The sequence below is a fragment of the Novosphingobium taihuense genome (assembly GCF_007830315.1).
Classification (GTDB): Bacteria; Pseudomonadota; Alphaproteobacteria; order Sphingomonadales; family Sphingomonadaceae; genus Novosphingobium; species Novosphingobium taihuense.
Map to the genome: position 1 here is coordinate 59,584 of NZ_VLKJ01000009.1, position 26,306 is coordinate 85,889.

The window sequence follows — 26,306 nt, forward strand, 5'->3', positions numbered from 1 at the left end:
ATGCGCTGGATTGATCGCTTCGACGAGTTGCATGAAACGGCACGCGCGCAGGCTGGCGGGATCGCCGATTTCGGTGGCAATGACTATCACGAAGGCTTGCGCGTGCTGCTCGAGGCTCTCGATGCCGATCCGCCGCCTTCGCCGATGAACGCCCGAGCGGCAGAGGGTCTGATCGTCAGTGCCCTCGCCAGCCGCCTACAGACCGAAGCGAATTTCCGCGCAAACCCGAGCTATGCGTCGCGCGAGATTCCCCGTCCGATCGTGGTGATAGGCGCCCCCAGGACCGGCACCACCGCACTGCACAATCTGCTCAGCCAGGACCCGCAACTCCAGGGCATCGAGAAGTGGATTTGCCCGGCACCGCTGCCGCGCCCGCCCCGCGAGGAATGGGACGCACATCCGCAATACCGCGCCGTGACCGAACAGACCGCGTTGATGGCCCAAGTCGCGCCCGAAGTCATGATTGCGCATGGCGTGCAGGCGGATGACGTGGACGAATGTCTGCTGCCGATGGCGCAGTCCTTTTGCTGCAACCACATCCCGTCCCAGATCGATGTGCCTGTCTATGATGCATGGTTCGCTGCGGCCGATGAACGTGCTTCGTTTGCTCGATACAAGGACATGTTGCGACTGGTCGGCCTCCACGATGACCGGCCTTGGCTACTGAAGAACCCGAGTCACGTCTTCGGGATCGATGCGTTGCTTTCCGTCTTTCCGGATGCCTGCGTGGTACAGACTCACCGCAACCCGGTCTCGAGCCTGGCCAGCCTCGTGAGCCTGCTGGGCAACGTCATGTTGGCCTATACCGGCGAAGACATTGACCGGCCGCGCCGCCTCGCGCGCGAAACCTGGTTCTGGGCGGAGGCATTGAAACGCACAATGGCCGCGCAGGACCGTGTACCTGATCGTTTCGTCAACGTGATGCAGCCAGACATTCGCCGTGATCCGCTGGGCGTAGTGCACACGATCTACGATCACTTCGGCATCACGCTTTCGCCCGAAGCCGAGGCGCGGATGCGCACTTGGGCCGCCGCCAATTCCGATCGGTCGGATGGAGGACACAGCTACCCGCCCACCGAGGATGCGGGACCGATCCGCGCTGCTTTTGCAGATTACATGGACCGCTTCGGCTTCGAGTGAGGATTTGGCCATGACCGTGCTTTTCAAACGTCACTTCCAGATCGCATATCTCGTCGACGATATCCGCGCAGGGATGGACGAATTCGCCGCGAAGCACGGCGTGTCGAACTGGCACCTCATGGACATGGCGGCGTTGTACGGCGAAGGCTCGCCCACGAATGCCATCGCGTTGGCATGGACCGATGCAGACCTGATGGTCGAACTGATTGAGCCCAACCCGGCAGTCGAATCGATCTACAGCAACTGGCGCCCCGACCTGGGCGCAGGTCCGCGCCTCCACCATCTCGGATTCAAGCCAGAGACTGACGCGGAATTCGACGCGATAATTGCGCAACTTGGCGCGGGCGGTTGCCCGGTTTCGACCGAAGGGACTGCGGGCGATGCGCTGCGATACGCCTACATCGACACGACCAGGGCGCTTGGCCACTACTACGAACTGATCCTGCTCAAGGGCGAAGGGGGCAAGGCGTACTTCGCACCTGTGCCGCAGAACTGAAACTCGATGCCCTCGACACCCTTCGCCACAACGCGCCGGGCGTTCACCACCACCACACTTGCCCTGCCGCTGCTGTTTCCGCGAGCGGCAGGAGCTACGATCGCCAAGGAGATTGCGATGAGCCAGAGTCCTGCAGTGCCGATGGATTGGCCACGCTTCATCGAGTTGATCAGGGGTGTCGACAAGACGCTGGAATACGTGATCGACCCTCAGGATGCCTGGCTTAAGCAGGAGGCGATCCAGCAGATGGCGATGAGCCTGGCGCAGGGCTACATGGCAATCTTTCACTCGGATCCCCAGCATCCGGTATTCTACACCTTCCTCAACCCGATCATCAAATCCGCAGCGCCGAACCCCGATTACATGTACCGCTCGAGTTTCATCGAAGGCCATGGAACCTATCGGATTTCAGGCAAGCGCGGAACGACGCTATTTGTCCACATCGGCATTGGCTCGGGCTATATCGGGGTGGACGATGTGCCGGGTCCGAGTGTGGGGGACATTGACCTCGACACGCTGACGATCGGAAAGGACGGAAGCTTCAGCCTCATCCTCGCGCCCGAACGGCCTGAAGGCTATACCGGGGACTTCTACCAGCTTGACCCCAACGCCCGCACCGTCGGTATACGCGAAGCCAGCTACGACTGGATAAACGAAGTTGACAGCACGATGGCGATCGAGCGGCTCGACGGACCGGCCACCTACCGCCGCTGGCCGATCGATGAGATTGCCTATCGCCTGGAACGTCTTGCCGGGTTTCCCGAGCGTTATGCCAAGTTGTTCGTTCACTTTGTACAGACGCTCAGGCAGAATCCGGTCAACACGGTGACGTTGAACGACTGGGCGAGCATCGGCGGGCTCAAGGACCAGACCTATTACGAAGGCCTGTTCGAGTTTGCCGAAGGTGAGTGCCTGTTGCTCGAAACCGACGTCCCCGAGCGCGTGCGGTACTGGCAGGTGCTGCTGGCGGACCAGCTCTTCAACTCCATCGAGTGGGACAAGTGCCAGTCGAGCCTCAACGGCTTCCAGGCGCAGCGCTACCGCGACGGCAAGTTCCGGGCGGTGATCTGCAATGTCGACCCCGGCGTGCCGAACTGGCTGGACACCGCGGGGCGGTTCAAGGGCGTTGTCCAGGGCCGGTGGTATCAGGCCAGTTCTGCCCCGCACCCCACCATCAAACGGATCAAGCTCTCGGAACTGCGCGACCATCTTCCCACCGGAACGCCCGTTGTCGACGAGGCTACCCGCAAGGAGCGCCTGCTCGAACGCTTCCGTGGCGCCCAGTTCCGCAAGAAGTGGTGAGTTGCAGGCGTTCTGGAACAGCAGGTCTGCAAGTCTAGTGGTTCGGATACGCGAAAGGGTTTCTGTCATGAGCGCAACCGTTGAACTGCCTGTCGTCGAAAAGCCTGCGCACGTTCCGGCGTCGCTGGTCCACGACTTCGATCTCTACGTCGGCCCCGGCGAAGCGGGGCGCTCCTACCCCGATATCCACGCAGAATGGCGGGCGTGGCAGGATCGTCACCCCGCCATCTTCTGGACACCACGCAACGGGGGACACTGGGTCCTGACGCGCTGGAACGGGATTCGAAAGGTAGCGCTTGATCCAGCACGCTTTTCGAGCCGCGACATCTTCGTCCCACAAGGAACCGCTCCGTTTCTCATACCGACCAACGCCGACGCGCCGCTACATTCCAAGTATCGCCGACTGATGGAGCCGTTCTTTTCACCGGCAGCGCTAAGGCGTGTGACCGAAGAAGCACGGGCAGCAGCAATCGCGATCATCGAGGAGATAAAGCCCAGAGGCCGCTGCGAGTTCATGGCTGACTTCGCTTCCAGAATGCCGGTCGTCGCATTCATGGTATTGGTGAATCTCCCTCGCGAAGATCTCGATTATCTTCTTGGAATTGCTGGAAAGCTTAGCCCAGATGATCCCGATCAGCAGGCGGCTTGGGCCAGCCTCGGAAACTACGTGCGCACGCAGATCGAGCTGCGCCGGACAAATCCTCAGGACGATTTCATCAGTTCCCTGCTCAAGGCTGAAGTCATGGGCAGGAAGATGAGCGACGAGGAGATCTTCAGCCTCGCTCTGCTGACAATCTCCGGTGGGCTCGACACGGTCGCAATCTCGATCGGTTTTGCCGCAGCGCATCTCGCCCGCCACCCTGCGCACCGGCGGGAACTGATCGAACATCCCGAGCGCATCGACAATGCCATCAACGAGATGCTGCGCCGTTACGGGGTCAGCAACATCGCGCGGGTTGCAGTCGACGATGTCGAGCTGGACGGTGTCGCGATAAAGGCCGGCGAATCCGTGATGTTGATGTATCCGCTGGCCGGACTGGACGACAGTGTCACGCCCGACCCGCTGACCGTCGACTTCCAGCGAAAGGCTCCGCAGCATCTGGTTTTCGGCATCGGACCGCACACTTGCGTGGGAAACCGACTTGGCAAGCGAGAGATAGGCCTGTTCATCGAAGAGTGGCTGGCGAGGATACCCGACTTCTCGATCGAGCCTGATACCGAGCCCAAGGCCAGGTGCGGCATTGGCAACAGCCTCAAAGAGTTATGCCTTGTCTGGCCGGTCTGAGCTGGTTGGACGGGTTCAAGGTCGGCGTGCCTTGTGCAGCGGCGCGCCGCTGCGCAGCGCGTCGACCCGCCATGCGCCAAACGGGACGGCACCATAAGAGCCGCGCCGGTTTGGAAGGGGTTCGCGGAACCTAGATCTGCGGCCCAGCCTGCCGTCGCCCATTGCCTGCCGAATTGACGGACTGACAAAAATTGTAATCGTGTTAGTTCGCAGATGGGGCCTGCGCCCGGCAGGATGGTACGGAGTTGTTCGGACAATGGCGGCAGAGGACAAACGAGAGCGGGTAATTGCGGCAGCAGCCGACCAGTTCATGCGCCATGGGTTCACGCGGACGACCATGGGCCAGATCGCGCAGGCGGCCGATATCTCTCGACCGGCGCTCTATCTTCTGTTCCCCGGAAAGGAACCGGTGTTTGAGGCCAGCGTTCGCGATCTCAATCGCATCAGGATGGCAGAGATCGAAGCCGCGCTCAGCACCTGCACGTCGCTGCGGGACCAGCTGTTGACTGCGTGCCGCCTGTGGCTGGTCCAGGTATTCGAACTCAAGTGCAACACGCCCGACGCGCGTGACATGGATGATCTTGCCTTTCCCGTCGTGGTCGAAGTCTATCGTGCGCTGCAGGAGCGGATTGCGAAGATTATCGAGGAGGGCGCAAAGCACTTGCCCGCATCGCCGCAAGATCTGGCTCGAGGATTGGTCTTTGCGGTGCGCGGGCTTGGTACGGCGGCGCGCGATCCCGCAGAAATGCTCGCGATGACCGAACTCGAGGTCGAGTTATTCTGCCGAGCAGTTGGCTGCTGACGCTCAGCCTTCGAGCATTCGCGCTCGCAGTCCCCGTAGCGCGACCTCGTCGAGATCGTGCCGTTCGAGCAGGTAGCCCTCCATCGAGCCGTGGCGTGTGACCAGTTCGTGGCGCATGGCCGCGATGTTTTCAGGATGCGAACCCATCATCGCTCGCATCACTTCCGGGTGGACATCGAGCATGTATGCGAACGGTCCATCGCTATCATAGTGGAACAGCGCCTGGCCCGGATCCTGCACGACTTCGGTATAGGCATAGTCATGACTTATGACTTCGGTCGAAACGCCAAGCGCGGCCAGGACGATTGCAGCCACTACCCCCGTTCGATCCTTGCCTGCGGTGCAGTTGATCAGCACCGGAGTCATGCCTTCAAGCAGGAATTGGAGCGTTGCGTTGATAGCAGCGTGCTGCTCATCGGGTAGCTGGCGATAATTGCTCCGCATGCGCTCACGCATATCATCAGCCGTAGTTGCGCAGTCCTTGAGCATCGCGACAATGTCGCCGCGACTGAGTGCGTAGTCACAGGCCCAGTAATGCGCTTTTCCCAAGGCTCGTGCGGGGTAGGGGAGGTGTTCACGCTCTTCGGTGGTGCGCAAATCGACGATGGCACCGATGCCGAGCGCCGCGAATTCAGCGATGCCCGTTTCACACAGATCACCGGGGTGGCCGGCGCGATAGGCAAGGCCGTATCGCACCGTCCGACCGTCCTCAGTCGGATAACCCCCCAGATCGCGGAAGTTGCGGGCACCGCGGACCGCAATCATCCGTGGTTGCGAATAGCTGATCACGTCAGACGCCCAGTGCCCCGAAGGTATCAAGATCCATGACCGCCGCGCCAAAACAGTCGCCCTCCGCTGTCACGATGTCGAGCGGTTGCATTTCTTCTGGCGTGAACGGCCACATGAACCCATGCATCGCGTGGCGACGATAAGCGGCCCATGCGTCCTCGAAAGAGGGTGGGTTCGCAACGCCGTAGGCAGACAGCGCTGCAAGATAACCAGCGAGCAGATCCTTTTCGGCGTGGCGCCTGTCTTCCACCTTGAGATTGCCGATTGTCGAATAGGCGACATCGTGCATGTAAGGACCTTCCTGCCACGATTGCCAATCGAGATAGCCGGGCGTGCCGTCAGGTTCGAAGAACATGTTACCGAGATGTGCGTCGGCGTGGCTGAACACCTGCGGCACTTCGCATCCTCGCGCCCACTGCGTGCGCAGCCCTGCCATGACCCGCTCACGATCGCGGTACGGGCCAACATAGGCGGCGCAGCGGCGATCGTTGATACAGGCGTCAAAATAGTCCGGACGCAGCATCTGCATGACGATGTCGCCGTCTGCCTCCCAAGCTTTCGAGAAGTTCTTGAGAGACTTCAGTTCGGGCGATTCCCACCATTTGGCATGCATCTTGGCCAGAAGGTCGAGCGCCTGTGCCTGTTGGTCAATCGAGATCAGGCTTGTGGCCCTGCCGAATGTGGCATTACGGGCGGCGAGGTCCTCGAGCAGGACCAGCCCTTGAACACCATCTTCCCAACCCGACCAGTAGGCCTTGGGAAGATTGATCTCAAGTTCGCGCGCCCAGGTGCCGAAGAAACGGGCTTCGTTCACGAACGAATTGTCGTACGAGTAGTCGTGCCGGATGAAACCTCCCTTGATCCACATCGTAGGCGGCAGACGGTGACTGTGGCCAGCGGCGTTGTAGGTGAGCAGCAGCCGGACTTTCGTCGCAGTGCCCGAAATCACCGTGCCGACATGGGCTTCTGTCACTACGGTCCCCGGATAATCGCGGGACAGTACCTCTGTCAGCCAATCTGCAGTCAGTTCCTCGACAAGCTGCGGCAGCCTTGATTTTATCTGCATCGTTATCGTTCCTCTTCCCGTCAGTTTGTCGGCGCTACCAGTTCGCGCAATTTTGGCTTGACCACTTTGCCCATCGCATTGCGCGGGAATTCCTCGAAGAACCGCCATTCATCGGGGATCTTGTACCGTGTGAGATGTTCGGCGCAGAGTGCGCGCAGTTCGTCTCGCAAGGCGTCGGCGTCGATGCCGGGCCGTGCGGGCAGTACGCAGGCTACGGTCAACATGCCCATCCTGAGATCAGGCCGACCGACCACGGCGCAGTCGGCCACGTCATCGTGCCGATGGAGAATGCGCTCGATCTCGGCAGGATATACGTTCGAGCCGCCACGCAGGATCAGTTCGGAACTGCGGTCTGCGATCGTCAGCCATCCTTCGTCATTGAGCCGGCCATGGTCTCCCGAGTGGACCACCCCGCCGCGAAGCAGCGCTGCAGTGCGCTCGGGCTCGCGCCAGTATCCCAGCGGAGGTGTATAGACTCCAGCCCATGGACCTTCGGAGACGGGACCAAAGCAGACCTCGCCGGTCTCACCGATGGGAAGGACCAGGCCATCTTCGCTACGGATTGTTACGTCCATGTGCGGCACAGCCAACCCGCTGGCACCGTCTGGCGTGACCTGATCGCCCGATATCGCCACGACCGTGGGTGCTTCGGTAAGCCCGTAGCTGGTGCCGATGTGAAATCCGTAACGCTTGAAGAAGGCCTCGCGGATGACCTGCGGCAATGGTGCGCCGCCTGCCCCGAGCGACAGCCCCGGTGGCAGGTCGAGCCCGGCCTGGAGAAGATCGTAGACCATCGTCGGCACGAATGCGATCTGGCCGATCTGCTCTGCGTGAAGCCATTCGACCAATGGCGCGACTTTCGTGGATGGACCGAACTTGAACGGTCGGATCGCGAAGAAGGCCGATATCGGGCCGAGGATCATGACGTTGGTGATGGTCAGAGGCAGAGCCGCGCCGCGTGAAGCATCGGGCGAAAGGATGCCGTGGGCGAACGTGGCGGCCGGAACGACCACCATGTTGTGCTGGCTGTGGACCACCCCTTTCGGGACTCCGGTGGTCCCGCTCGTGTACATGATAGCGGCAGGGGCATATGGATCGACCGGCGGCCGTGACGCGCGGGCTTGCGATTCCATGGTCCTTGCCGCGTGCCAGCCGCCGTCCCGAGCAGGCTCGTCGATCACCCATACATGCGCCAGGGCGGACAGCTCGCCGCGCAGGCTGTCGATCTGTTCTGCGATGCTCGCATCGGCCAGCAGCAGTTTTGCACCACTGTGATCGAGAATGTAGCGCTTGTCGCCCGCAGGGAGGATCTTGTTGATCCCCACCCACACCGCTCCCAGGCGCATCGCCGCGAAGAAGGCGATGACGAGATCGCAGGTGTTGCCGAGCGAGGCAGCGATTCGGTCTCCGGGTTTGAGGCCGGCTTGCTCGAACAGCGTGGTCACAGACTCGACCGCGGACCCGACCTGGGCAAAGGTCATTCGCTGCGAGGCCTCGACCAGCGCTTCTGCATCTGGTGCGCTGGCAATCGCCCGGTCGAGGATTTCCGCCACGTCTCGAGGGCTGTTGGGGGGATCGATCCGCGCTGGCGGCGGCTGGAGCCCATACGTGGCGAAGTCCTCGTCCTTCATGCTCGCGCCGCCCAATCCTCTACCTGGCCCCGGACAATTCCGGCTGACATTTAAGCTTTATATGATTATGATGTTATTCGGCAAGTGCCTCGTGCCAAGGGTCACTGCAACAGGGAGGGATGGGGTGAGCGATCTGGTGTTGCGCAATGACGCGGGCGGCGTTGCCACCCTCGTGCTCAATCGTCCTGAAAAACGCAATGCAATCAATCGCGAGCTCTTTCGGGCCCTGCGAGGCCATGTCGTCGCGCTGCAATCTGATTCATCGGTCCGGCTGGTCGTCATCAGGGGAGAGGGCGATCATTTCTGCGCGGGCCACGGTCTTGGCGAAAAGCCCCATGCCGATGCACTGGGCTGGCTGCGCAAGGAAGTCCACACGCTCGAACTGCTCTCGAAGCTGAGGCAGCCGGTGATCGCCGCGGTGCGCGGAACCTGCTTTACCGGCGGGCTGGAACTGGCTCTGGCGGCGGATTTCATCATCTGCGATGAAACCGCCCGCTTTGCCGATACCCATGGCAAATGGGGTCTCGTGCCGGGTTGGGGCATGTCGCAGCGCCTGCCGCGCCGCGTCGGCTCGGCGCGCGCGATCGAGATGATGGTTACGTGTCGTCCGGTCACCGGGGTCGATGCCGAGCGTGCCGGCCTCGCGAACCTGTGTGTTGTCGACGGGGCACTCGATGCTGCGCTGGCCGACTACGCAGAAGCGATCCTGGCGATCAGTCCGCATTCGAACGCCGAAAACAAGCGGCTGGTGTACGACACGGACGGGATGCGGCTGGCGCAGGGAATCGATCATGAGGTTATGCGCAACGCCGGGTTCGACCGCGATGCAGCCACTCGCCGGGCATCGTTTCCGGGGGCGGCGGTGGGGGGCGGACAGGAGGCTGGCTGACATGCACGGCCGACCACAAACTGTGCGGAGCGCTCGTACGGATCTTGTCCGATCTGCAGTCGCGAAGACGACGGTATCCGGCACAGAGCCCGGTCCATTCCATTTCGGATTACAGGAGTAGGCATGCAAACTCGGTTTCTCGGGCGAAGTGGTCTGGAGGTCTCTGTTCTCGGCTTCGGCGCGATGACATTCGGTGACGGTCAAAGCAGTTTTGCCACCATGGGAGGCACACGCGGAGAGGATGCGCGGCATCAGGTGGACATGTGCCTTGATGCCGGTGTCACGTTGTTCGACACCGCCGACGTCTACAGCGAGGGCCTCTCGGAAGAGATCTTGGGCGAGGCCCTGGGGACGCGCCGCAAGTATGTGGTCTTGGCAACCAAGGCCTTCGGCCGCATGGGCCGCAACGCGCATGACATGGGTCTTTCGCGCCGACACCTGATCGAGGCATGCGAAGCCAGTCTCAAGCGGTTGGGGACCGACTGGATCGACCTCTACCAGGTCCACAACTGGGATGGCCGCGTGCCGATCGAGGAAACGATGCGCGCCCTCGACGATCTCGTCACCGCAGGCAAGGTACGATATGTCGGATGCTCGAACTATGGCGGCTGGCACCTGATGAAGGCGCTTGCCGCAGCCGACAAGACGCATCAGGCCCGCTTCATTGGCCAGCAGATACAGTATTCGCTGATGGCCCGCGAGGCCGAGGACGAGCTTCTCCCCTGTGGAATCGATCAAGGAGTGGGGGCGCTGATCTGGAGCCCGCTCGCGCAAGGATTCCTGACCGGCAAGTTCCGCAAAGAGCGAAGCGAGCCTACCCGGCTTGAGCAAGGCGGAGGCATACGTGCATACCAGACTCCGCGCGGGGACGCTGTCCTTGCCGCGATGGACACGATCGTCGCGGCGCGCTCCGGAGTGACCCATGGGCAAGTTGCGATCAACTGGCTGCTTCGTCGCACCGGCGTCAGTTCGGTACTCATAGGAGCGCGCGGCGCAGCGCAACTCGCCGAAAACCTCGCCGCGCAGCAATGGCAACTCAGTGACGCCGAGATGGAATTGCTTGACCGCGCGAGCCAGACGAGGCCGCGCTATCCTTATTCGCATCACCGGATCTACGGCGGCGAGCGCAACGAAACCCCGTTCCCGTATTACGCTCGTCGTTGATAACGAACCTAAATGTAGGTTTGCATGATTGGGCTCGGCCACGAGCAATAGCGAGCGAGCGCTGGACAATCGTATAAATTAATAATACCAAAAACTTTCAGAATTGAGGAGGTGGAGATGGGTGTGTTTGAAGGCCAGGTCGTCGCGATCACCGGAGCGGGACGCGGAATCGGCCGTGAAGCAGCGTTGCTGATGGCGCGTGAAGGCGCCAAAGTCGTCGTCAACGATCTTGGGGGTGGCCCGCAAGGCGGCGGTGGCGACACCAGCTTTGCCCAAGCCGTGGTCAACGAGATAAAGGTTGCTGGCGGAGAAGCCGTGGCCGAAACCTCGAGCATCGCGTCGATGGCAGGCGGCAAGGCGCTCATCGAATGCACGATGGACACCTATGGTCGACTTGATTTCCTGATCAACAATGCCGGGATCATCCGACCGCGCAAGATCACCGAAATGAGCGAAGAAGACTTCGATCTTGTGCTGAATGTCAGCCTCAAGGGCTACTTTGCCACGATCCGCGCCGGTGCCGAGCATCTGGCAAAGCAAGGTGGAGCTATCGTCAATATGGGATCGCCGTCCGGCTTCGGGCACTGGGGCATGGCGAACTACTGTGCCTCCAAGGAGGGCGTTGTAGGCATGACGCGGGCCGTGGCGCGCGAGCTTGGCGAGTACGGCGTGCGCGCAAACGTGGTTCGGCCGATGTCAGGCGGCACCAATCTGGGCATCCCCGAAGTGATGGAAACCATCGCATACCAGACACAAACGCTGCACATCCCGCCCATATCGAACAACTGGCTGCTTTCGCACGGCGTCGATTCACAGCCTCAGCACGTTGCTTCCGTGATCGCCTGGCTCTGCGCGCCGCATTCGGCAAACCTAAGCGGCCGGGAGGTGTATATCGTGGGTGGTCATGTTGCCCTGGTACAGGAGCCTGAACTGATCCGTAGCCAGTTCGCCCCGGAGGGCTGGACATTCGAAGGCCTGTGCGATCCCATGGTCACGGCGGCGCTGACATACGATGTGCGGAACCGCTACACGGGCAAATAACCGCATTAAGGCGAGCACAATGAGTTCGGCATAGGGAGCCGGAGCTTGTAATTTCGGCCCCGGTGGATAACAAGGGTGCCTTCTTGCAAGGAATATACATTGTCTAAAGGCTTCGCCGACATTCCAACCGGGACGCGCAGCAACGCCGAGGCGGTGCGCGTCCCCAAGACCGCAGAGCTTGTCGCGCGGCAGATCCGCAACGGGATCATCCGCGGAGAGTTGAAGGACGGCGACACGCTCCCTGCAGAAGCGCACCTCATAGCCGAGTTCGAGGTCTCGCGTCCGACGATCCGGGAGGCTGTGCGCATTCTCGAGTCCGAAGGCCTTGTGACTGTGTCGCGCGGGGCGAGGGGTGGGGCGCGGATTTCCTCACCAAACTACGAGATGATCGCACGCGCGGCCGGCATTACGCTTCAAGCCAAGGGTGTCACGATTGGCGATCTTTACGAGATGCGCACTCTGATAGAGCCCCCGGCTGCGCGCATGGTGGCCGAGCGCAACAGCAAGGCGGCCGTGCCGGTCCTGCGTGGGCTGATCGACATCGAGCTGGCGCTGATCAGCGATCGAATGGCGGTATCGCGGCGGATTGCCGAGTTTCACCAGACCATGATCGAGCTCGCCGGGAACCAGACCCTGATCATGGTTGCCCAAGCGCTTCGCGGGCTGGTGGACGAGCACCTTCTACTGGCGCAGCGTCGGCAAGCCGACATCGATCCGGAGTTTTCAAAGCGCCGCCTCCGGTTCGGTCTCAAATCGCACACCAAGCTCGTTGACCTGATCGAAGCCGAAGACGGGCCTGGAGCAGAAGCGCACTGGAAGGCACACATGATCGCTGCGGGCAAAGTCTGGCTAGACCAGATCGGTCCCGACTCGGTTGTCGAACTGCTCGGTTAAAGCGCCGGAAGGCCTGTCTCGTCGCTTCCCGCACGGCTGGCGACGAACCATGGTTTCACGTGCCTGCCGGACACGGGAGTTGCCCGTCATCGCCGTCCTTGCTGGCGCTCGATCCCTTCGAGCCAGCGACGAGCATGCTGAAAAAGTTCGTAGAACGTGGCTGTCGCCGTTTCCGGGCGCCCACCCTTGATCTCTGCCAGCAGGAGCGCGTGCGCGTTCTTGATCCGTGGTAGAAACGCCGGGTCCGGCTGCGGCACCACCTCGGGTCCGAATTTCAGCAGGATCCGGACGAACAGCGCAATCGCACTATTGCCGCACCGCTCCGCGATGATTTCGTGGAACGCGTTGGCGGCAACGAGGTAATGGCTGGCCGAGGCATCGGCGAGGCGCGTGAAGGCGCGTTCCAGATCGGCGATGTCGGCCTGTGACGCATGGGAGGCAAACCGGTTGAACGCCGCCTCCGCGAGGCACGAATGGGCCTCCCACAGATGGGTAACGGGAAGTCTTGCATAGTGCAGCCAGGTACTTGCGATCTCGATCGTGTAACCGGGATCGATCGCATGAACGAGAACACCGCCCCGAGCACCCGTCTTTACCCTGACGAGGTCATGGAGTTCGAGGCTGCGAAGCGCCTCGCGCAACACGGCGCGGCTGACACCATATTTGATCCGCAACTCGTCTTCGCTGCCAAGATTTATGCCTGGTGCGGCACCTGCAGTGTCGATGTCCTTGATGATCCGCTGGGCAACGCACTCGCTGAGCTTCCTTGCCGGCTCCTGCTTGTTCCCTCCGGCCGGTTCGACAGCAGCGAGAAACAGCGCGATCGCCTGATTCGGAGCGGCGTGCAAATCGACCCTCTGCGCGCGCCGGAGCACCTCGGCGACATCAACCAGCGCATTTGAAGACACCTGCGCCATACTGAGCCAGGTGCGTAACGATGCAACGATCCCGTCCCTTGGCGGTGCCTTTACAACAAGTCCGCCGCCAGCACCGCGCCGCATTGCGGCAGCACCCAGGCCTTCGATCTGCCGCATGGCTTCGCGGAAGGTCGCGCGGGAAACGCGATAACGGTCCATGAAGTCCGCTTCGGTTCCAAGCATCTCTCCTTCAGGCCAGCCACGTCGGACAATGTCAGCGACGATCCGTTCAGCCACGATTTCGCCCAGCTTGCGCCGTCGTCGCTTTGCACCGGCAAGTGGGAGGGAAACCGCAGCCATCGGCGGCCCTTGTCGCGTCAAAAGCGTGGTTTGCCAAGCGGCACCGTATGTGAAGGGGGTTTGACATGATGAGCTATCAGTTCAATAAGTATACCAAATAGGAGGATGCACGATGGATTTCGCGTGGGACGAAACCGACGAAGCCTATCGCGCCGAGTTGCGCGAGGTGATCGCTGACCTGCCTCGGGACTGGTGGGAAAACTACGCGCCACACGGGCCTGCGAGCCCGCAGGTCATGGACAATGCGCGTGGCTTCAACGCTGAACTGGCACGCCGCGACCTGGTGGTGCGGCACTGGCCGAGCGCCTATGGCGGTCAAGACGCCGATGCCTGGAAGCAGATCGTCATCAGCGAGGAAATGTGGTCGCTCGGTGAGCCGCGCTCATCGCTCTACCTGGGGGCCAACTGGGCCGGACCGGCGATCATGAAATTCGGCACAGAGGCACAGAAGCAGAAGTACCTCCGTGCAATAGCTGAGGCAAAGCTTCTGTGGTGCCAGGGTTTTTCCGAACCCGAGGCCGGTACGGACCTTGGCAACATGAAGACCCGCGCAGACCCGGTGCCCGGTGGCTACGTGCTCAACGGCTCGAAGGTCTGGACATCCTATGCCGCGCGCGCAGACATCATGTTCCTGCTTGCCCGGATTGGCGGGAAGGGCAAGGGCGGGGTCAGCTGCTTTCTCATCCCAACCGACACGCCGGGCATCGAAATCCGCCCGATCCGCGGTGTCCATTCGGAATGGGATTTCAACGAGGTGTTCTTCAGCGACGCCTTCGTTCCATCCGACGCCCTGCTTGGCGAGGAAGGCAACGGTTGGGCAATCGTCCAGACGATCATTCATTACGAGCGCATCGGCGCGGCGCGTTACGAAAAGTCGGCGCGTGGGCTGGATCATCTCGTCGGCATCCTCAAGGCGCGCGGCCAGTGGGACGATCCGGTCTGCCGTGCCGAATGCGCCGCGGCGCGCTCGCTGGTCGAGGCGGCGCGCCTGCTGACCTACCGGGTGATCGACGGTCGCGCAAAGCAGCGCGAGCCGGGGGCAGAGACCTATCTCGCGCGCTATGCGATGATCGAGGCTGACCACGCGGTTGCGAACATCACCTCGACCTGGCTGCCCGACCTCCTGATCGACGGTGCGGATGGTCACGCACGCGCCCAATTCAATTCAGCGATCACCGCCGGCATCGCAGCGGGTGCTGCGGAAGTGCAGCTCAATATGGTCTCGGGTCGACACCTGGGCCTGCCGCGAGGAGCCTGAGCGATGGATCTCGACTTCACACCCGAACAGCAGGCGCTGCTGGCTGCGCTGGCCCGCATGGTCGACGACAACTGCGCCATGCCGACCGAAAACGGCGTTGTCGCGGCAGTCAAATGGGCGCGGGGCGTTGGGCTTGAATGCGCGCTGGAGGCGGGCGGTTTTCTGGATGTGGCACTGGCGGAGGGCTGCGGGGCGCTTGAGGCAGCGCTGCTGGTTGCCGAATGCGGCCGTTCACCGCTTGTTGTCGAAACTGCGGGCTCGGCTCTGATCGGCCCGCTGCTTGCCGGACGGTCGCTCTCTCGCCCAGTAGCGGTCGCGCGCGCCGAAGACCTGACGCGAGGCGTGCGCTTCCTTGATACGGCGAAGACGCTGATCGTGCTGGACGGTGAGGACGCGGTTCTTCTGCGTGCAGGAGATCTCGACGTCATTCCGCTTGACGGTCCCTATGCCTGGCCGCTCGGGAGATTGGCCACTGGGCCTGACCTGTCCTCAGGCGAGCGGCTGGCCGGGCGTGGCGCCGAACTCGAACGGCTGTGGCGGCTCGGCCTGGCACTCGAGGCTGGCGCGGCCTTGCGCGCCGCGATTGACTTCACCAACGACTACGTCAAGCAGCGCATGGTTTTCGGACGTCCTGTCGGATCGTTCCAGGCGGTGCAGCACCGGCTGTCGATCGACGCGGTGCGTGCCGAGGGTGTCCGCTGGCTTGCGCTCAAGGCCGCGTGGAGTGGCGATGCGGCCGATGCTGCGCTCGCCGCGCTGCACGCCCAGCGCTCGATCCTGCAGGTCGTCTATGACTGCCATCAGTTCAATGGCGCGCTGGGCATGACGCTTGAGCACGCGCTGCATTTCTGGACCTTCCGCCTGCGCTGGCTTGTGGGAGAGCTTGGCGGCTGGAGCAGGCAGGCCGCCTCGGCAGCTGAGCTGATCTGGCCTGACGCGAGCGCCGCATGACCGGGGCGCTGCCGACATGGTTCTACGAAGAGAGCGAAGGCGTCTTCACTCCTAGTGTGCTAGCGCTCGGTCCGTGGGATCGACGCTGGCAGAACGGCGTCGCACTGGCTGGACTCGTCGCACACCTGTGGGAGCGCGCGCCGGCGCCGGTGGCGATGGTGCCCGCCAGGCTGACGCTAGACATCCTGCGACCGACGCCGATGGGGCCGATCTCGGCGCGCGTCACCCCCCTGCGCGAGGGCCGGAAGCTGCAACTGCTGGAAGTTGAACTCCTCGCGGATGGCGTGCCGACGATCCGCGCGACCGCCCTGCGCGTGCGCGAAGCCGAGGCACCGGCGCTGGCTGAAGCCATCCACCCGCTCGCACCGGAGGGACTGCCCACACTCAACGGCAAGCGCTCCCGGTTCGGGCACATCATCGAGACGCGGCTGGAATCCGGAGGTCTCGAAGTGCTGGGCCCCGGCGTCGTCTGGGCGCGGTTCCTTGGCGAGATCGTCCGAGGCATGCGGATCTCGCCGCTGGTTACGGCGGCGATGGTTGCCGATTTCGGAAGCGGCCTTTCGTCGGTCATGGATTGGCGCGAATGGTCATTTGCGAACGTCGACATCAGCCTTCACCTCGCGCGCATGCCGCGCAGCGAGTGGATTCGCGTAGCCGCGCGCACTGCATCATCCGGCAACGGCATAGGTGTGGTCGCAACATCGCTGGCCGATCTGAACGGAGACATCGGCCATGCTCACCAGACTCTGTTCTTTGATCGGACAAGCAGTTGAACCGTGTGATGTCGCCTTTCGGAGCAACCTCCACCGCCGCCGAAGTGGCAGCCGGACACGATCTTTCCGGCAAGCGGGTGATCGTGACCGGCGCAAACAGCGGGATTGGCGTGGAGACTGCCGTTACGCTCGCCAGTGTCGGAGCCGAGGTCGTGCTCGCGGTGCGGGACCCGGTGTCGGCCGAGCCCGTGCTCGACCGTATCGCCGCGGCGGGTGGAAAGGCATACGCATCGGCGCTGGAGCTGAGCGACTTGCGCAGCGTCGAGGCCTTTGTCTCGCGTGAGAAAGGCCAGCCACTGCACAGCCTGATCAACAATGCCGGGATCATGGCGTGCCCATTCGCACGGACCGCGCAAGGGTTCGAGGCGCAGATTGGCGTGAACCATCTGGGGCACTTCCACCTCACGACACTGATGTTGCCGGACCTGATCGAGGCAGGTGGCTCACGCGTGGTATCGGTCTCCTCGTCCGGGCACCACTGGAGCGCCTTCGATTTCGATGACCCGCACTTCGAGACGGAGCAATACGATCCGATCAAGGCCTATGGACGATCAAAGACAGCCAACGCACTGTTCGCCGTCGAGCTGGACCGACGATACCGGGAACACGGGGTCCGCGCGTTCTCGTTGATGCCCGGCGCCATCCAGACCAATCTTGGACGGTCGATGACAGACGAGATACGCAAGGCGCTCGGCGTCGATGCAGCGTCGGCAAGGCAATTCACCTGGAAAACCCCCGAACAGGGCGCAGCGACAAGCATCTGGGCGGCGCTGGGACATGAACTCGAAGGGCTAGGCGGGCTCTACCTCGAAAACTGCGATGTGGCGGCTCTCAATGAGCCAGGCAGGAGCGATGGCGTGAAGCCTTGGGCGATCGATCCCGTTGCAGCAAAGCTGCTTTGGGCCTGGAGCGAGGCTGCAATCGAAGAAACCATTTGAGGGAGTGTGTCACGATGAAAGTTGACCTTTCGGGCAAGGTCGCACTGGTCACAGGCGGCGGACGCGGCATCGGGCGGGCCATTGCTGCCAAGCTTGCTGCCAGCGGGGCGAGCGTAGTTGTGGCAACGCGCACCGCCGCGACGGGGCAGGCCGTGGTCGACGAGATCGTTGCAGATGGCGGGACCGCCCAGCTGGTAGCCCTTGATCTTTCCAGCAGCGCGGCCTGCCACGCTGCCGTAGCGGCAGCTGCCGAAGCCTTCGGCGGGCTTGACATTCTGGTCCACAACAGCGCGATCTTTCCGTTCACGCCGTTCGCGCAACTGGCGGACGAGGAGTTCGACCGAGTAATGCGGACGAACCTCTATTCCGTTAAGTGGCTGGCCAGCGCAGCGCTTCCGCACTTTGCGGCGCGATCCGGTGGCCGCATGATCGCAATCGCATCGCTGATAGGGAACCGATCCTGGCTTGCAGGGCTCGATGCCTATGCCGCATCGAAGGCCGGCATGACCGGGCTTTGCAAAAGCCTCGCCCTCGAATTTGCGAAACTCGAGGCGACGGTCAACCTGATCGAACCCGGCCTCATCATCGATGACCGCGACCCCCGCATGGACGAATCCACAGCCCGCCAGATCGTGTCCAATATACCGGTCATGCGTTCTGGTTTGCCAAGCGACATTGCCAATGCGGTGTTGTTCTTCGCCTCACCTACGAGCGACTTCGTGACCGGGCAAAGCCTCGCAGTCGATGGAGGACATCACCTGCCCGACATGTCAGCTTATGCGATGGGCTCGCACCTGTGAGCTGGAGCAACGGCGCGGCTACCGGCTCGTTCGGCTGACGTAGCCGATCAGCCCGGCAACGCCGTAAAGCGACTTCCCATAATCATCTATATCATATAGCGCACAGGCTCGAAATCTACCGAGAGGATTTGCCGATGGCACTTGACCCTTCGCTTCGTGACCGTTTCATCCTTCCGGCGGTCTGCGCGCCGATGTTCCTTGTCAGCAACACTGCGATGGTCAAGGCAGCTTGCAAGGCGGGAATCATGGGGGCGCTGCCACGCCAGAATGCGCGCAGCTTCGAGATCTTCGAAGATTGGCTGAAGGATATCCGCGCCGACCTTGACGCTTTCCACGAAGCGAACCCGGATGCCCGCATAGGGCCACTTGCGGTCAACCTTGCGACCAAACTGCCGGGGGCCGAAATGGACAGGCATATCAAGCTGTGCCGGCAGTACGGCGTGGACGTGATCATCAGTGCGACGGGCAATCCGGCCGAACTGGCCCGGTGCGTGCACGACAACGGACTGAAGATATTCCACGATGTCGTCTCGTTCCGCTTCGCTGAAAAGGCAATCGAAGCCGGCTGCGACGGCCTGACCTGCGTCGGCTCGGGCGGCGGCGGTCATTCTGGCAACATTGGCCATCTGGTGCTGGTCCCGCGTATCCGCCGAATCTTTGACGGCACCCTGCTCATGGCTGGTTCGATTTCCACAGGCGCAGCCATTCGGGCAGCCGAAATCCTCGGAGCAGACCTTGCCTACATGGGCACGCGATTCATCGCCACGCAGGAGGCCGGGGTCGATCCTGCCTATGCGGCTATGCTCGTCGAGGGCAAATCCGAGGACTTGCTGTTCACGCCCAAGATCGCTGGCGTCGCGGCAAACTGGCTGGTGCCTTCGATCGAGCGAGTCGGGCTCGATCCGAAGAATCTCCCGGTTCCGCAGACCCGCAGCATGTCGCACGATCACCTGCCCGAAGGCGTAAAGCCATGGAAGAACCTGTGGTCGGCCGGGCAGGGCATCGACATGATCGACGACTTGCCAACGATCGATGAGCTCGTGCTGCGGTTGCGGCGCGAGTATGTTGCTGCATGCGAGACACCGAGCTTTGCGAGCGTTGCGCGGCTGGTCGATCAGGCACTCGATGCGGCGGAATAGGTTGCAACCGGGGGCGGCTGTGATCGCGTTGCCTGCTCGGCGCAAGGCAGATGCTGCCAGCGATACGCGGTCGAGGCGTGCCACGATGATAGCTGATTCGCCTGCGCTCGACGAGATTGACTGGCACATGGCGCAATATACATATAACTACGTTATTTGATAAGTTTGCAATTCTGCTGCGATAGCAGTGTGCAGTTGGCCAGGAGATTGAGGATGACCGGCAGCGAATCGAACCCGGACGACGGAGCCATCGAACGCATCGACTATTCGGGAGTGCGACTGGAGTTCGACGGTCCGCTGGCGATCATCACGCTGAACGACCCGGAGAAGCTGAATGCCATGGGCGAGGACATGGCCAACGCGCTGGTGGTCGCGCTCACCGAGATCGCAAAGCCTCGCCGGCGTTGTCGCGCAGTTCTGCTTACCGGAGAGGGACGTGCCTTTTGCGCTGGTGCCAACCTGATGGGCAGCCGCAAGGCCCTGTCCGAGGGTGGCAAAAAGCTTGCGAACATTGGTGCGGTCGAAACGCTGTACCATCCGCTGCTGCGCCGCATCCACGCCTTGCAGATTCCGCTGATCGTGGGTGTCAACGGATTGGCGATCGGCATCGGGCTGGGCATGACGCTGGCCGCCGACTATGTCGTGGCGGCGGAGGGTGCGTGGTTTCAGGCGCCTTTCAAGAACCTCGCTTCGGCTTCTGATTCGGCGCTTGCCTGGCTGCTGCCTCGCATCATCGGGCCAATCAGGACGAAGCGGATCCTGATGCGGGCCGAACGCATCGACGCAGCGACTGCGCTTGATTGGGGCATTCTGTCCGAGGTCGTTCCGACCGCAGAGCTGGCCGGGCGGGCGAGGGCCGTTGCGACCGAATTCGCCAACGATGCTACGATCGCCCTGGGTGAGATCAAGAAACTGATCAACGACAGTCCGCGTTGCGACATCCATTCGGCATTCGAAGCGGAAGCGGCAGCCGTAGCGCGCACCTCACGGACGAAGGACAATGTCGCGGCAATCAAGGTGTTCGGCACCAAGGCCAAGCCAGCGTTCACGGGAGAGTAGGGCTGCTGTTGCGGCACGATCATCGACTGCCTGGCGACGACCGATCGTGAAGCGGGTGAGCAGATGGTCAGTGACGGCAATTTCAGAAATCTGCAGATCGGCGCCTGGAATACCGACGGAAGTACGTCGATGGGGTTGCGCCACCCCGCTAATATATCTATTACCTAGTTATACGATTGGCATGGGGATAGGATGATGGCGAGCAAAGCTGGCGATATTACGCAGAGCGAAGAGTGGCAGAAGGCAACGGCTTACGAGATCACGGATGAGGACATCGAGCGGCAGCGCCAGTTGGTTGGATTCGACGAGGTCTCGAAAATGGCCGAATACGTCCAGACGGCGTCCGAAGACTCCATTCGCAACTGGTCTTACGGTTGCGGTGACGACAATCCGCTGTTCTGCGACCCGAACTATGCAAAAAAGACCCGCTGGGGCAGCGTGATCGCGCCGGGCATGATGGTCGGCCAGATCAACAAGCCGCTGAAGGGTGATCCGATCCCCGATGAGATAAAGGCGCTCAAGAAAAGTCTGTTCCGTGGAATTCACGTGTTCGTGTCGGGTTCGGACTGGGAGTTCTATCGGCCGGTGTTTCCGGGCGACACGATCTACAGCTTCAACGGCGAGGAAAGCTGCGAGGTCAAGCAGTCCGAGTTCGCCGGCCGTTCTGTGATCAACGTGCGCCGTGATGTGAAGATCAACCAGCGCGGCGAGGTCGTCGCGGTCTACAAGATCCTGCGCGTGCTCACCGAGCGCAAGACCGCGGTCAAGAAGGGCAAGTATTCGGCAATCGAACCTGCCACCTACACCGACGAGGAATTTGCCGCGATCGAGGAGATCTATGCTGCTGAATCCGTGCGCGGTGCGGAAAAGCGCTGGGCTGAAAACGTCGATCTGGGTGAAAGTCTCGGAACTCAGGCCAAGGGGCCGCTGACGGTAACCGACGTCGTCTGCTTCCACGCCGGAGGCTATGGCTTCACGCCTTATGCACCAACCGTGGGCCGCCGTGCGCACAAGAACCGCAAGCGTATCGCTCCATTCTACGTCAAGAACGAGCAGGGCGTGCCCGATGTTGCCCAGCGGCTTCATTGGGACCCCAAGTGGGCGCAGGCGATCGGCAACCCGATGGCCTACGACTACGGGGTGATGCGCGAGAACTACCTCTGGGGCTACCTCAACGACTGGGCCGGGGACGATGCGATCATCACCAATGTCCATGACGAGATCCGCAAGTTCAATTACATGGGCGACGTGCAGCGGGTGAGCGGAGAAGTGCTGGCCAAGCGTGAAGAGCACGGCAACGCGGTGGTCGATGTGGCGGTCAAGTTCGTCAACCAGCGCGGCGAGGAAACCGTGCGCTCGACCGCGACGATTGCGCTGCCCAGCCAGAACCGCCCGTTGCCGCTCTATCCGCCGGTCCCCGAAGTCCTGGCAGAAAAGGCGGTCCGCATTCTTGCCCGCCACCGCGAACTCGGCGGCGACTGAGCTGGTGCGGCGGTGTTTGACCGCCTGACCCTGCCCGTGATGTGTGCACCGATGAGCTTCGCATCGTCGGTGCCACTTGCGCTGGCCTGCGCGCGAGCGGGGATACTCGCCGGTTGGCAAGGTGGCCCTGCAACCTCGCTCGCCGAGTTCGAACGCTACCTCGTCGATCTCGGACAGATCGAAGGCGCGCCCGCGATTGTCAATCTGCCTGCGCGGAGCGCGGCGGAGGACTGGGGCGTGCCCCGGTTGGCGATGCTGGAAAGGCATCGTGCACCGCTTGTGCTATCAAGCGTTGGTGATCCTTCGCGAATGGTCGAGCGTGTCCACGGTTGGGGTGGCCGGATCATCCAGGACGTAACCACGATGCGGCATGCTGAAAAGGCGATCGATGCTGGCGTGGACGGGCTGATGCTCACCTGCGCCGGTGCGGGCGGACACAGCGGATTTCTGACGCCGTTCGCCTTCGTACCGGCGGTCAGGCGGATCTGGGATGGACTGCTGATTGTGGGTGGCGGGATTGCCGATGCGCACGGCATTGCCGCGGCTCTCGCTCTGGGAGGTGATCTGGCCTGCATGGGCACGCGCTTCATCGCCACACCTGAAAGCGGCGTGACTGGGGCGCACCGCGACATGATCGCGCGTGTCGGCATGGACAGGATCATGGTTTCGGCAGCGATGAACGGCGTTCCGGCCAACTGGATCCGCGACTCGATCGAAGACGCCGGGCTCGATCCCGCGACCTTGCCTGCCACGCGCACCACGATGCCTGAGGGCGTCAGGCCGTGGCGAGACATCTTCAGCGCCGGGCACAGCGTGGGACTGATCGACGACATTGTCCCGGTGGAGGATGTCGCCGAAAGTCTGATCGCAACGCTCGCGTCACTGTTGCCAGAAGCGCAATGGCGCCAGCGCCTTTGTGAGCTTGACCAACAATGGATGCGATAGACCGCAAGTGTTGGTGGCAAGAAATTCCTGAAGCGCTTTGCAGGCGCTTGGTAGTGATGGCGACCTGCGGCTGTGGCGGCGGGATCGCGGGCTGGAAATCAGGCGTGAGCCAAGGGAATGACACGGTGATCGATCACCATCGAACTGAAGGTTGCTGACATGAATGCATTGCTGGAAAACAGTCGCCCGGTCATCGGCACGGCCCGGCCTGGCGAAACCAGCCTGGGCGCGCGCGATCATGTGAACCCGGCCACTGGCTGCGCGCAGGCGAAGGTTCTGGTCTGCGGGGCTGACGAGATCGAGGCGGCGGCAATTGCAGCCATCGCAGGCCAGCGCGCCTGGATGGGACTTGGCGCAGAAGCGCGCAGGGCTGCACTGATGAAGCTCGCCGATCTGGTCGAGGCAGAGGGAGACACTTTTGCCACGCTGGCTGCTCTTGAGTGCGGCAACCCGGTCTCGACGCCCGCCAACAGTCTCGCACTGTCATGGATCCGTTATTACGCGGGTTGGGCCGACAAGATCGAGGGTGGCTACAGCGAGCCGATCGGTATGGCCGGCTTCGCCTATAACCGGCACGAGCCCTACGGCGTGGTGGGTGCGATCATTCCCTGGAATTCGCCGATTGTCGCGATCGCGATGAAAGTCGTGCCCGCGCTGGCTGCAGGCAATGCCGTGATCCTGAAGCCGCCGACGATCACGCCTTTCGTTGCGATACGCATCGGCGAGCTGGCGCTTGAGGCAGGTGTTCCCCCGGGCGCCCTATGCGTGGTACCGGGCGATGCTGAAGCGGGCGAAGCGCTGATCGACCATCCAGCGGTTGGCAAGGTCAGCTTCACTGGCGGCGGTGTTGTGGCAAAGTCTGTCATGCATCGCTGCGCCGACCAGTTGAAGCCACTCGCGCTGGAACTCGGTGGCAAATCGGCGAACATCATCTGCGCAGATGCGGATCTGGAGAAGGCTGCCATGATGGCGGCGGCATGGAGCCTCGTACCACTTGCCGGTCAGGGCTGCGTCTTGCCGACGCGGGTCTATGCGCAAGCGGCGATCTATGACGAACTGGTCGATCGCGTGCGAACGATCGGCGCAAGCTTCCGGCAGGGTGATCCACTCGATCCCGAGACGCTGATCGGCCCTGTGATCAATGAGGCAGCGGCGCAGCGGATAATCGGTGTGATCGAGCGTGCAAAGGCGGAAAGCGGCGGCAGCGTGGTACTTGGCGGGCGTCGCGGACAAGGCGATCTGGCAGCCGGAGCCTATGTCGAGCCCACGATCTTCGCAGGTGTCGCGCATGACAGTCACCTCGCGCGCGAGGAAGTCTTCGGACCGGTTCTGGCGATCGTGCGCTTCGGTGAAGACAAGGATGCGGTGGCGATGGCGAATGACAGCCGCTTCGGACTTGGCGCCTATGTCCACACGCGGGACCTGTCGCGGGCTCACCGGATGGCGTCGGAGCTTGAGGCAGGCGGCGTCGGAGTCAATGGAATGCTGCCAATGGCGCCCAATCAGCCGTTCGGCGGATACAAGACCAGCGGCTTCGGGCGCGAAGGTGGGCGGCAAGGCCTGGAGGAGTTTCTCCAGATCAAGCAGGTGGTAGTGCACCTGTGAGCGCGGGACAGGACTTGGGAAGCTTCGATTACATCGTAGTCGGCGGCGGCAGCGCCGGCTGCGTTCTGGCGGCAAGGCTGAGCGAGGACGCAGACAAGACCGTTCTCCTGCTCGAAGCTGGTGGAGAGGGACGGGACTTTCTCATCAAGATGCCTGCTGGCACGGCCAAATTGATGGGTAACAAGGCCTTTGACTGGTGCCTGCCGACCGAGAGCGATCCGTCCATCGGCGGGCGCACGATGCAGTGGTCTGTCGGAAAGGCGCTCGGCGGGAGCTCTGCCATCAATGGACAGGTCTACATGCGTGGCGAACGTTCCGACTATGACGCCTGGGCGCAGATGGGCTGCGAGGGTTGGGCGTTTGCCGACATACTTCCCTATTTTCTCAAGGCCGAGCGCTTTCATGGCGCCCCTTCGCAAAGCCACGGCAGCCATGGTCCGCTGAGCGTTTCTCCGATCCGCGACCCGCAGCCGATAGGCCAGCACGTGATCGACGCGTTTACCCAGATCGGTATCCCGCTCAACGAGGATTATTGCGACGGCAGCCAATCGGGCGTGTACCGCATCTTCGCGACGCAGGAGAACGGCCAGCGCTGCTCGGCGGCGCGGGCCTACCTCGAACCAGCTCGCGGACGAGCCAACCTCACGGTCATGACCGGTGCCCATGCCGACCGCATCGTGATCCGGAACGGCGTTGCGACAGGCGTGCAATTCCGATGCAACGGGCAGGCGATGCAGGCGCATGCAGTCAGCGAAGTGATCCTTTCGACCGGAACGCTGCTATCGCCTGCCGTGCTCATGCGTTCAGGCATCGGACCGGCGGCGCATCTGACGTCGCTGGGGATCGAGGTGCACGCCGATTTGCCCGGAGTTGGCGAGAACTTGCGCGAGCACAATTCGGTGGCACTCGCAAAGCTGGTCAATATCCCGACGCTGAGCGCGCAACTGGGCCCGCTCGGGATCGCAAGGGGCCTCATCCAGTATCTCGTAGCCGGAAAAGGCATCATGACCACGCCGGCGGTGCAGGTGATGGCCGCCTTCCGTACCGATCCCGATCTTGCCGACCCGGACATTATCCTCTCGATGCTGCCGGTAGCGGTCAATTTCAACGACCGCGGGGATGCCATCCTCGAAAAGCGGCCTTCGTTCTCATTTGGCTTTCATGTCGCTCGCCCGAAAAGCCGCGGCCAGATCCGCCTGCGCAGTTCCGATCCCGACGACAAGCCGGTGATCGATCATCGGCTTCAGGGCGCCCACAGCGATGTCGCGAAGCTCGTCAAGGCACTGAAGATCGTGGAGAGCGCCTGCCGTGCTCCGGCGCTCGCCAGCGTGATCACCGGCACGCTGCGGCCCGATCCAATACCCGAAACTGACGAACAGTGGGAGGACTATGTACGAAGCGCTGGCGGAATCGGCTACCATTCGGTGGGAACCTGCCGGATGGGGCCCGATGGTGATCCGATGGCAGTTCTGGATACCCAGCTTCGGGTGCGCGGCGTGGAGGGATTGCGGGTGATCGATGCCTCGGTGATGCCCGAACCGGTCTCGGCCAATACCAACGCGCCGACGATCATGATCGCAGAACGCGGCGCGGACCTTATCCGAAGGCGACTTTAACGCGCACTGCGGGCGTTCCTGGTG

General features: G+C 62.2%; 24 protein-coding genes. 20 read left to right on the forward strand and 4 right to left on the reverse strand.

Going from position 1 to position 26,306, the window contains the following annotated elements; genetic code table 11:
• The 5 genes from IQ25_RS16235 to IQ25_RS16250 all read left to right on the forward strand — a co-directional run bounded on the left by IQ25_RS16235 (position 1) and on the right by IQ25_RS16250 (position 5,025).
• A complete protein-coding gene (locus tag IQ25_RS16235) occupies positions 1 to 1,140 on the forward strand; it encodes a sulfotransferase family protein (protein ID WP_158637771.1) in 1,140 nt (379 codons plus the stop codon).
• A 10-nt stretch (positions 1,141 to 1,150) separates the two neighbouring features.
• Entirely contained in the window at positions 1,151 to 1,636 is a 486-nt protein-coding gene (locus tag IQ25_RS16240) for a VOC family protein (RefSeq protein ID WP_158637772.1), read from the forward strand.
• A gap of 6 nt (positions 1,637 to 1,642) precedes the next feature.
• Positions 1,643 to 2,938: a hypothetical protein gene (locus tag IQ25_RS21065; RefSeq protein ID WP_158637773.1), complete on the forward strand. Its 1,296-nt coding sequence runs from the start codon at positions 1,643 to 1,645 to the stop codon at positions 2,936 to 2,938.
• Positions 2,939 to 3,005: 67 nt separating this feature from the next.
• Entirely contained in the window at positions 3,006 to 4,223 is a 1,218-nt protein-coding gene (locus tag IQ25_RS16245) for a cytochrome P450 (RefSeq protein WP_158637774.1), read from the forward strand.
• Between the two features lie 256 nt (positions 4,224 to 4,479).
• Positions 4,480 to 5,025 (forward strand): TetR/AcrR family transcriptional regulator, encoded by a 546-nt coding sequence (locus IQ25_RS16250; protein WP_144907329.1) that lies wholly within the window; start codon positions 4,480 to 4,482, stop codon positions 5,023 to 5,025.
• Positions 5,026 to 5,028: 3 nt separating this feature from the next.
• On the opposite strand, the gene IQ25_RS16255 is transcribed toward IQ25_RS16250, so the two are convergent.
• From IQ25_RS16255 to IQ25_RS16265, 3 genes are read right to left on the reverse strand one after another with little or no spacing between them, the layout of a single operon-like run.
• Positions 5,029 to 5,814: a tyrosine-protein phosphatase gene (locus IQ25_RS16255; protein WP_144907330.1), complete on the reverse strand. Its 786-nt coding sequence runs from the start codon at positions 5,812 to 5,814 to the stop codon at positions 5,029 to 5,031.
• Position 5,815: 1 nt separating this feature from the next.
• Positions 5,816 to 6,880 carry a phosphotransferase gene (locus IQ25_RS16260; RefSeq protein ID WP_158637775.1) on the reverse strand — a complete coding sequence of 355 codons (1,065 nt, stop codon included), beginning with the start codon at positions 6,878 to 6,880 and terminating at the stop codon, positions 5,816 to 5,818.
• A gap of 20 nt (positions 6,881 to 6,900) precedes the next feature.
• Positions 6,901 to 8,511, reverse strand: coding sequence for a class I adenylate-forming enzyme family protein (locus tag IQ25_RS16265; protein ID WP_144907332.1), 1,611 nt, complete (start codon positions 8,509 to 8,511; stop codon positions 6,901 to 6,903).
• Positions 8,512 to 8,635: 124 nt separating this feature from the next.
• Between IQ25_RS16265 and IQ25_RS16270 the strand changes: the two genes are divergently transcribed.
• The 4 genes from IQ25_RS16270 to IQ25_RS16285 all read left to right on the forward strand — a co-directional run bounded on the left by IQ25_RS16270 (position 8,636) and on the right by IQ25_RS16285 (position 12,499).
• On the forward strand, positions 8,636 to 9,400 hold the full coding sequence (locus IQ25_RS16270) for an enoyl-CoA hydratase/isomerase family protein (RefSeq protein WP_144907390.1): 765 nt from the start codon (positions 8,636 to 8,638) through the stop codon (positions 9,398 to 9,400).
• Positions 9,401 to 9,523: 123 nt separating this feature from the next.
• Positions 9,524 to 10,564, forward strand: a complete 1,041-nt coding sequence (locus IQ25_RS16275) for an aldo/keto reductase (protein ID WP_144907333.1) — start codon at positions 9,524 to 9,526, stop codon at positions 10,562 to 10,564.
• Between the two features lie 117 nt (positions 10,565 to 10,681).
• Positions 10,682 to 11,605: an SDR family NAD(P)-dependent oxidoreductase gene (locus tag IQ25_RS16280; RefSeq protein WP_144907334.1), complete on the forward strand. Its 924-nt coding sequence runs from the start codon at positions 10,682 to 10,684 to the stop codon at positions 11,603 to 11,605.
• A gap of 99 nt (positions 11,606 to 11,704) precedes the next feature.
• Entirely contained in the window at positions 11,705 to 12,499 is a 795-nt protein-coding gene (locus tag IQ25_RS16285) for a FadR/GntR family transcriptional regulator (RefSeq protein ID WP_144907335.1), read from the forward strand.
• A gap of 86 nt (positions 12,500 to 12,585) precedes the next feature.
• On the opposite strand, the gene IQ25_RS16290 is transcribed toward IQ25_RS16285, so the two are convergent.
• Positions 12,586 to 13,716: a FadR/GntR family transcriptional regulator gene (locus IQ25_RS16290; protein WP_144907336.1), complete on the reverse strand. Its 1,131-nt coding sequence runs from the start codon at positions 13,714 to 13,716 to the stop codon at positions 12,586 to 12,588.
• A 112-nt stretch (positions 13,717 to 13,828) separates the two neighbouring features.
• On the opposite strand from IQ25_RS16290, the gene IQ25_RS16295 reads away from it, so the two are divergent.
• The 11 genes from IQ25_RS16295 to IQ25_RS16345 all read left to right on the forward strand — a co-directional run bounded on the left by IQ25_RS16295 (position 13,829) and on the right by IQ25_RS16345 (position 26,282).
• Entirely contained in the window at positions 13,829 to 14,974 is a 1,146-nt protein-coding gene (locus IQ25_RS16295; RefSeq protein ID WP_144907337.1) for an acyl-CoA dehydrogenase family protein, read from the forward strand.
• Positions 14,975 to 14,977: 3 nt separating this feature from the next.
• Complete coding sequence (locus IQ25_RS16300) at positions 14,978 to 15,925, forward strand: acyl-CoA dehydrogenase family protein (RefSeq protein ID WP_144907338.1); 948 nt, start codon at positions 14,978 to 14,980, stop codon at positions 15,923 to 15,925.
• Positions 15,922 to 16,698, forward strand: coding sequence for a thioesterase family protein (locus tag IQ25_RS16305; RefSeq protein WP_144907339.1), 777 nt, complete (start codon positions 15,922 to 15,924; stop codon positions 16,696 to 16,698). The genes IQ25_RS16300 and IQ25_RS16305 overlap by 4 nt, the downstream gene beginning before the upstream one ends.
• Positions 16,699 to 16,706: 8 nt before the next feature.
• Entirely contained in the window at positions 16,707 to 17,636 is a 930-nt protein-coding gene (locus tag IQ25_RS16310; RefSeq protein WP_144907340.1) for an SDR family NAD(P)-dependent oxidoreductase, read from the forward strand.
• Positions 17,637 to 17,650: 14 nt separating this feature from the next.
• Positions 17,651 to 18,436 (forward strand): SDR family NAD(P)-dependent oxidoreductase, encoded by a 786-nt coding sequence (locus IQ25_RS16315; protein WP_144907341.1) that lies wholly within the window; start codon positions 17,651 to 17,653, stop codon positions 18,434 to 18,436.
• 134 nt (positions 18,437 to 18,570) lie between these two features.
• Entirely contained in the window at positions 18,571 to 19,575 is a 1,005-nt protein-coding gene (locus IQ25_RS16320; protein WP_144907342.1) for an NAD(P)H-dependent flavin oxidoreductase, read from the forward strand.
• Between the two features lie 213 nt (positions 19,576 to 19,788).
• On the forward strand, positions 19,789 to 20,634 hold the full coding sequence (locus IQ25_RS16325) for an enoyl-CoA hydratase-related protein (RefSeq protein WP_144907343.1): 846 nt from the start codon (positions 19,789 to 19,791) through the stop codon (positions 20,632 to 20,634).
• Between the two features lie 195 nt (positions 20,635 to 20,829).
• Entirely contained in the window at positions 20,830 to 22,116 is a 1,287-nt protein-coding gene (locus tag IQ25_RS16330; RefSeq protein WP_144907344.1) for an FAS1-like dehydratase domain-containing protein, read from the forward strand.
• Positions 22,117 to 22,128: 12 nt separating this feature from the next.
• A complete protein-coding gene (locus IQ25_RS16335) occupies positions 22,129 to 23,061 on the forward strand; it encodes an NAD(P)H-dependent flavin oxidoreductase (RefSeq protein WP_144907345.1) in 933 nt (310 codons plus the stop codon).
• 159 nt (positions 23,062 to 23,220) lie between these two features.
• Positions 23,221 to 24,666: an aldehyde dehydrogenase family protein gene (locus IQ25_RS16340; RefSeq protein WP_144907346.1), complete on the forward strand. Its 1,446-nt coding sequence runs from the start codon at positions 23,221 to 23,223 to the stop codon at positions 24,664 to 24,666.
• A 14-nt stretch (positions 24,667 to 24,680) separates the two neighbouring features.
• Entirely contained in the window at positions 24,681 to 26,282 is a 1,602-nt protein-coding gene (locus IQ25_RS16345) for a GMC family oxidoreductase (protein WP_144907347.1), read from the forward strand.
• The last annotated feature ends 24 nt before the right edge of the window (positions 26,283 to 26,306 follow it).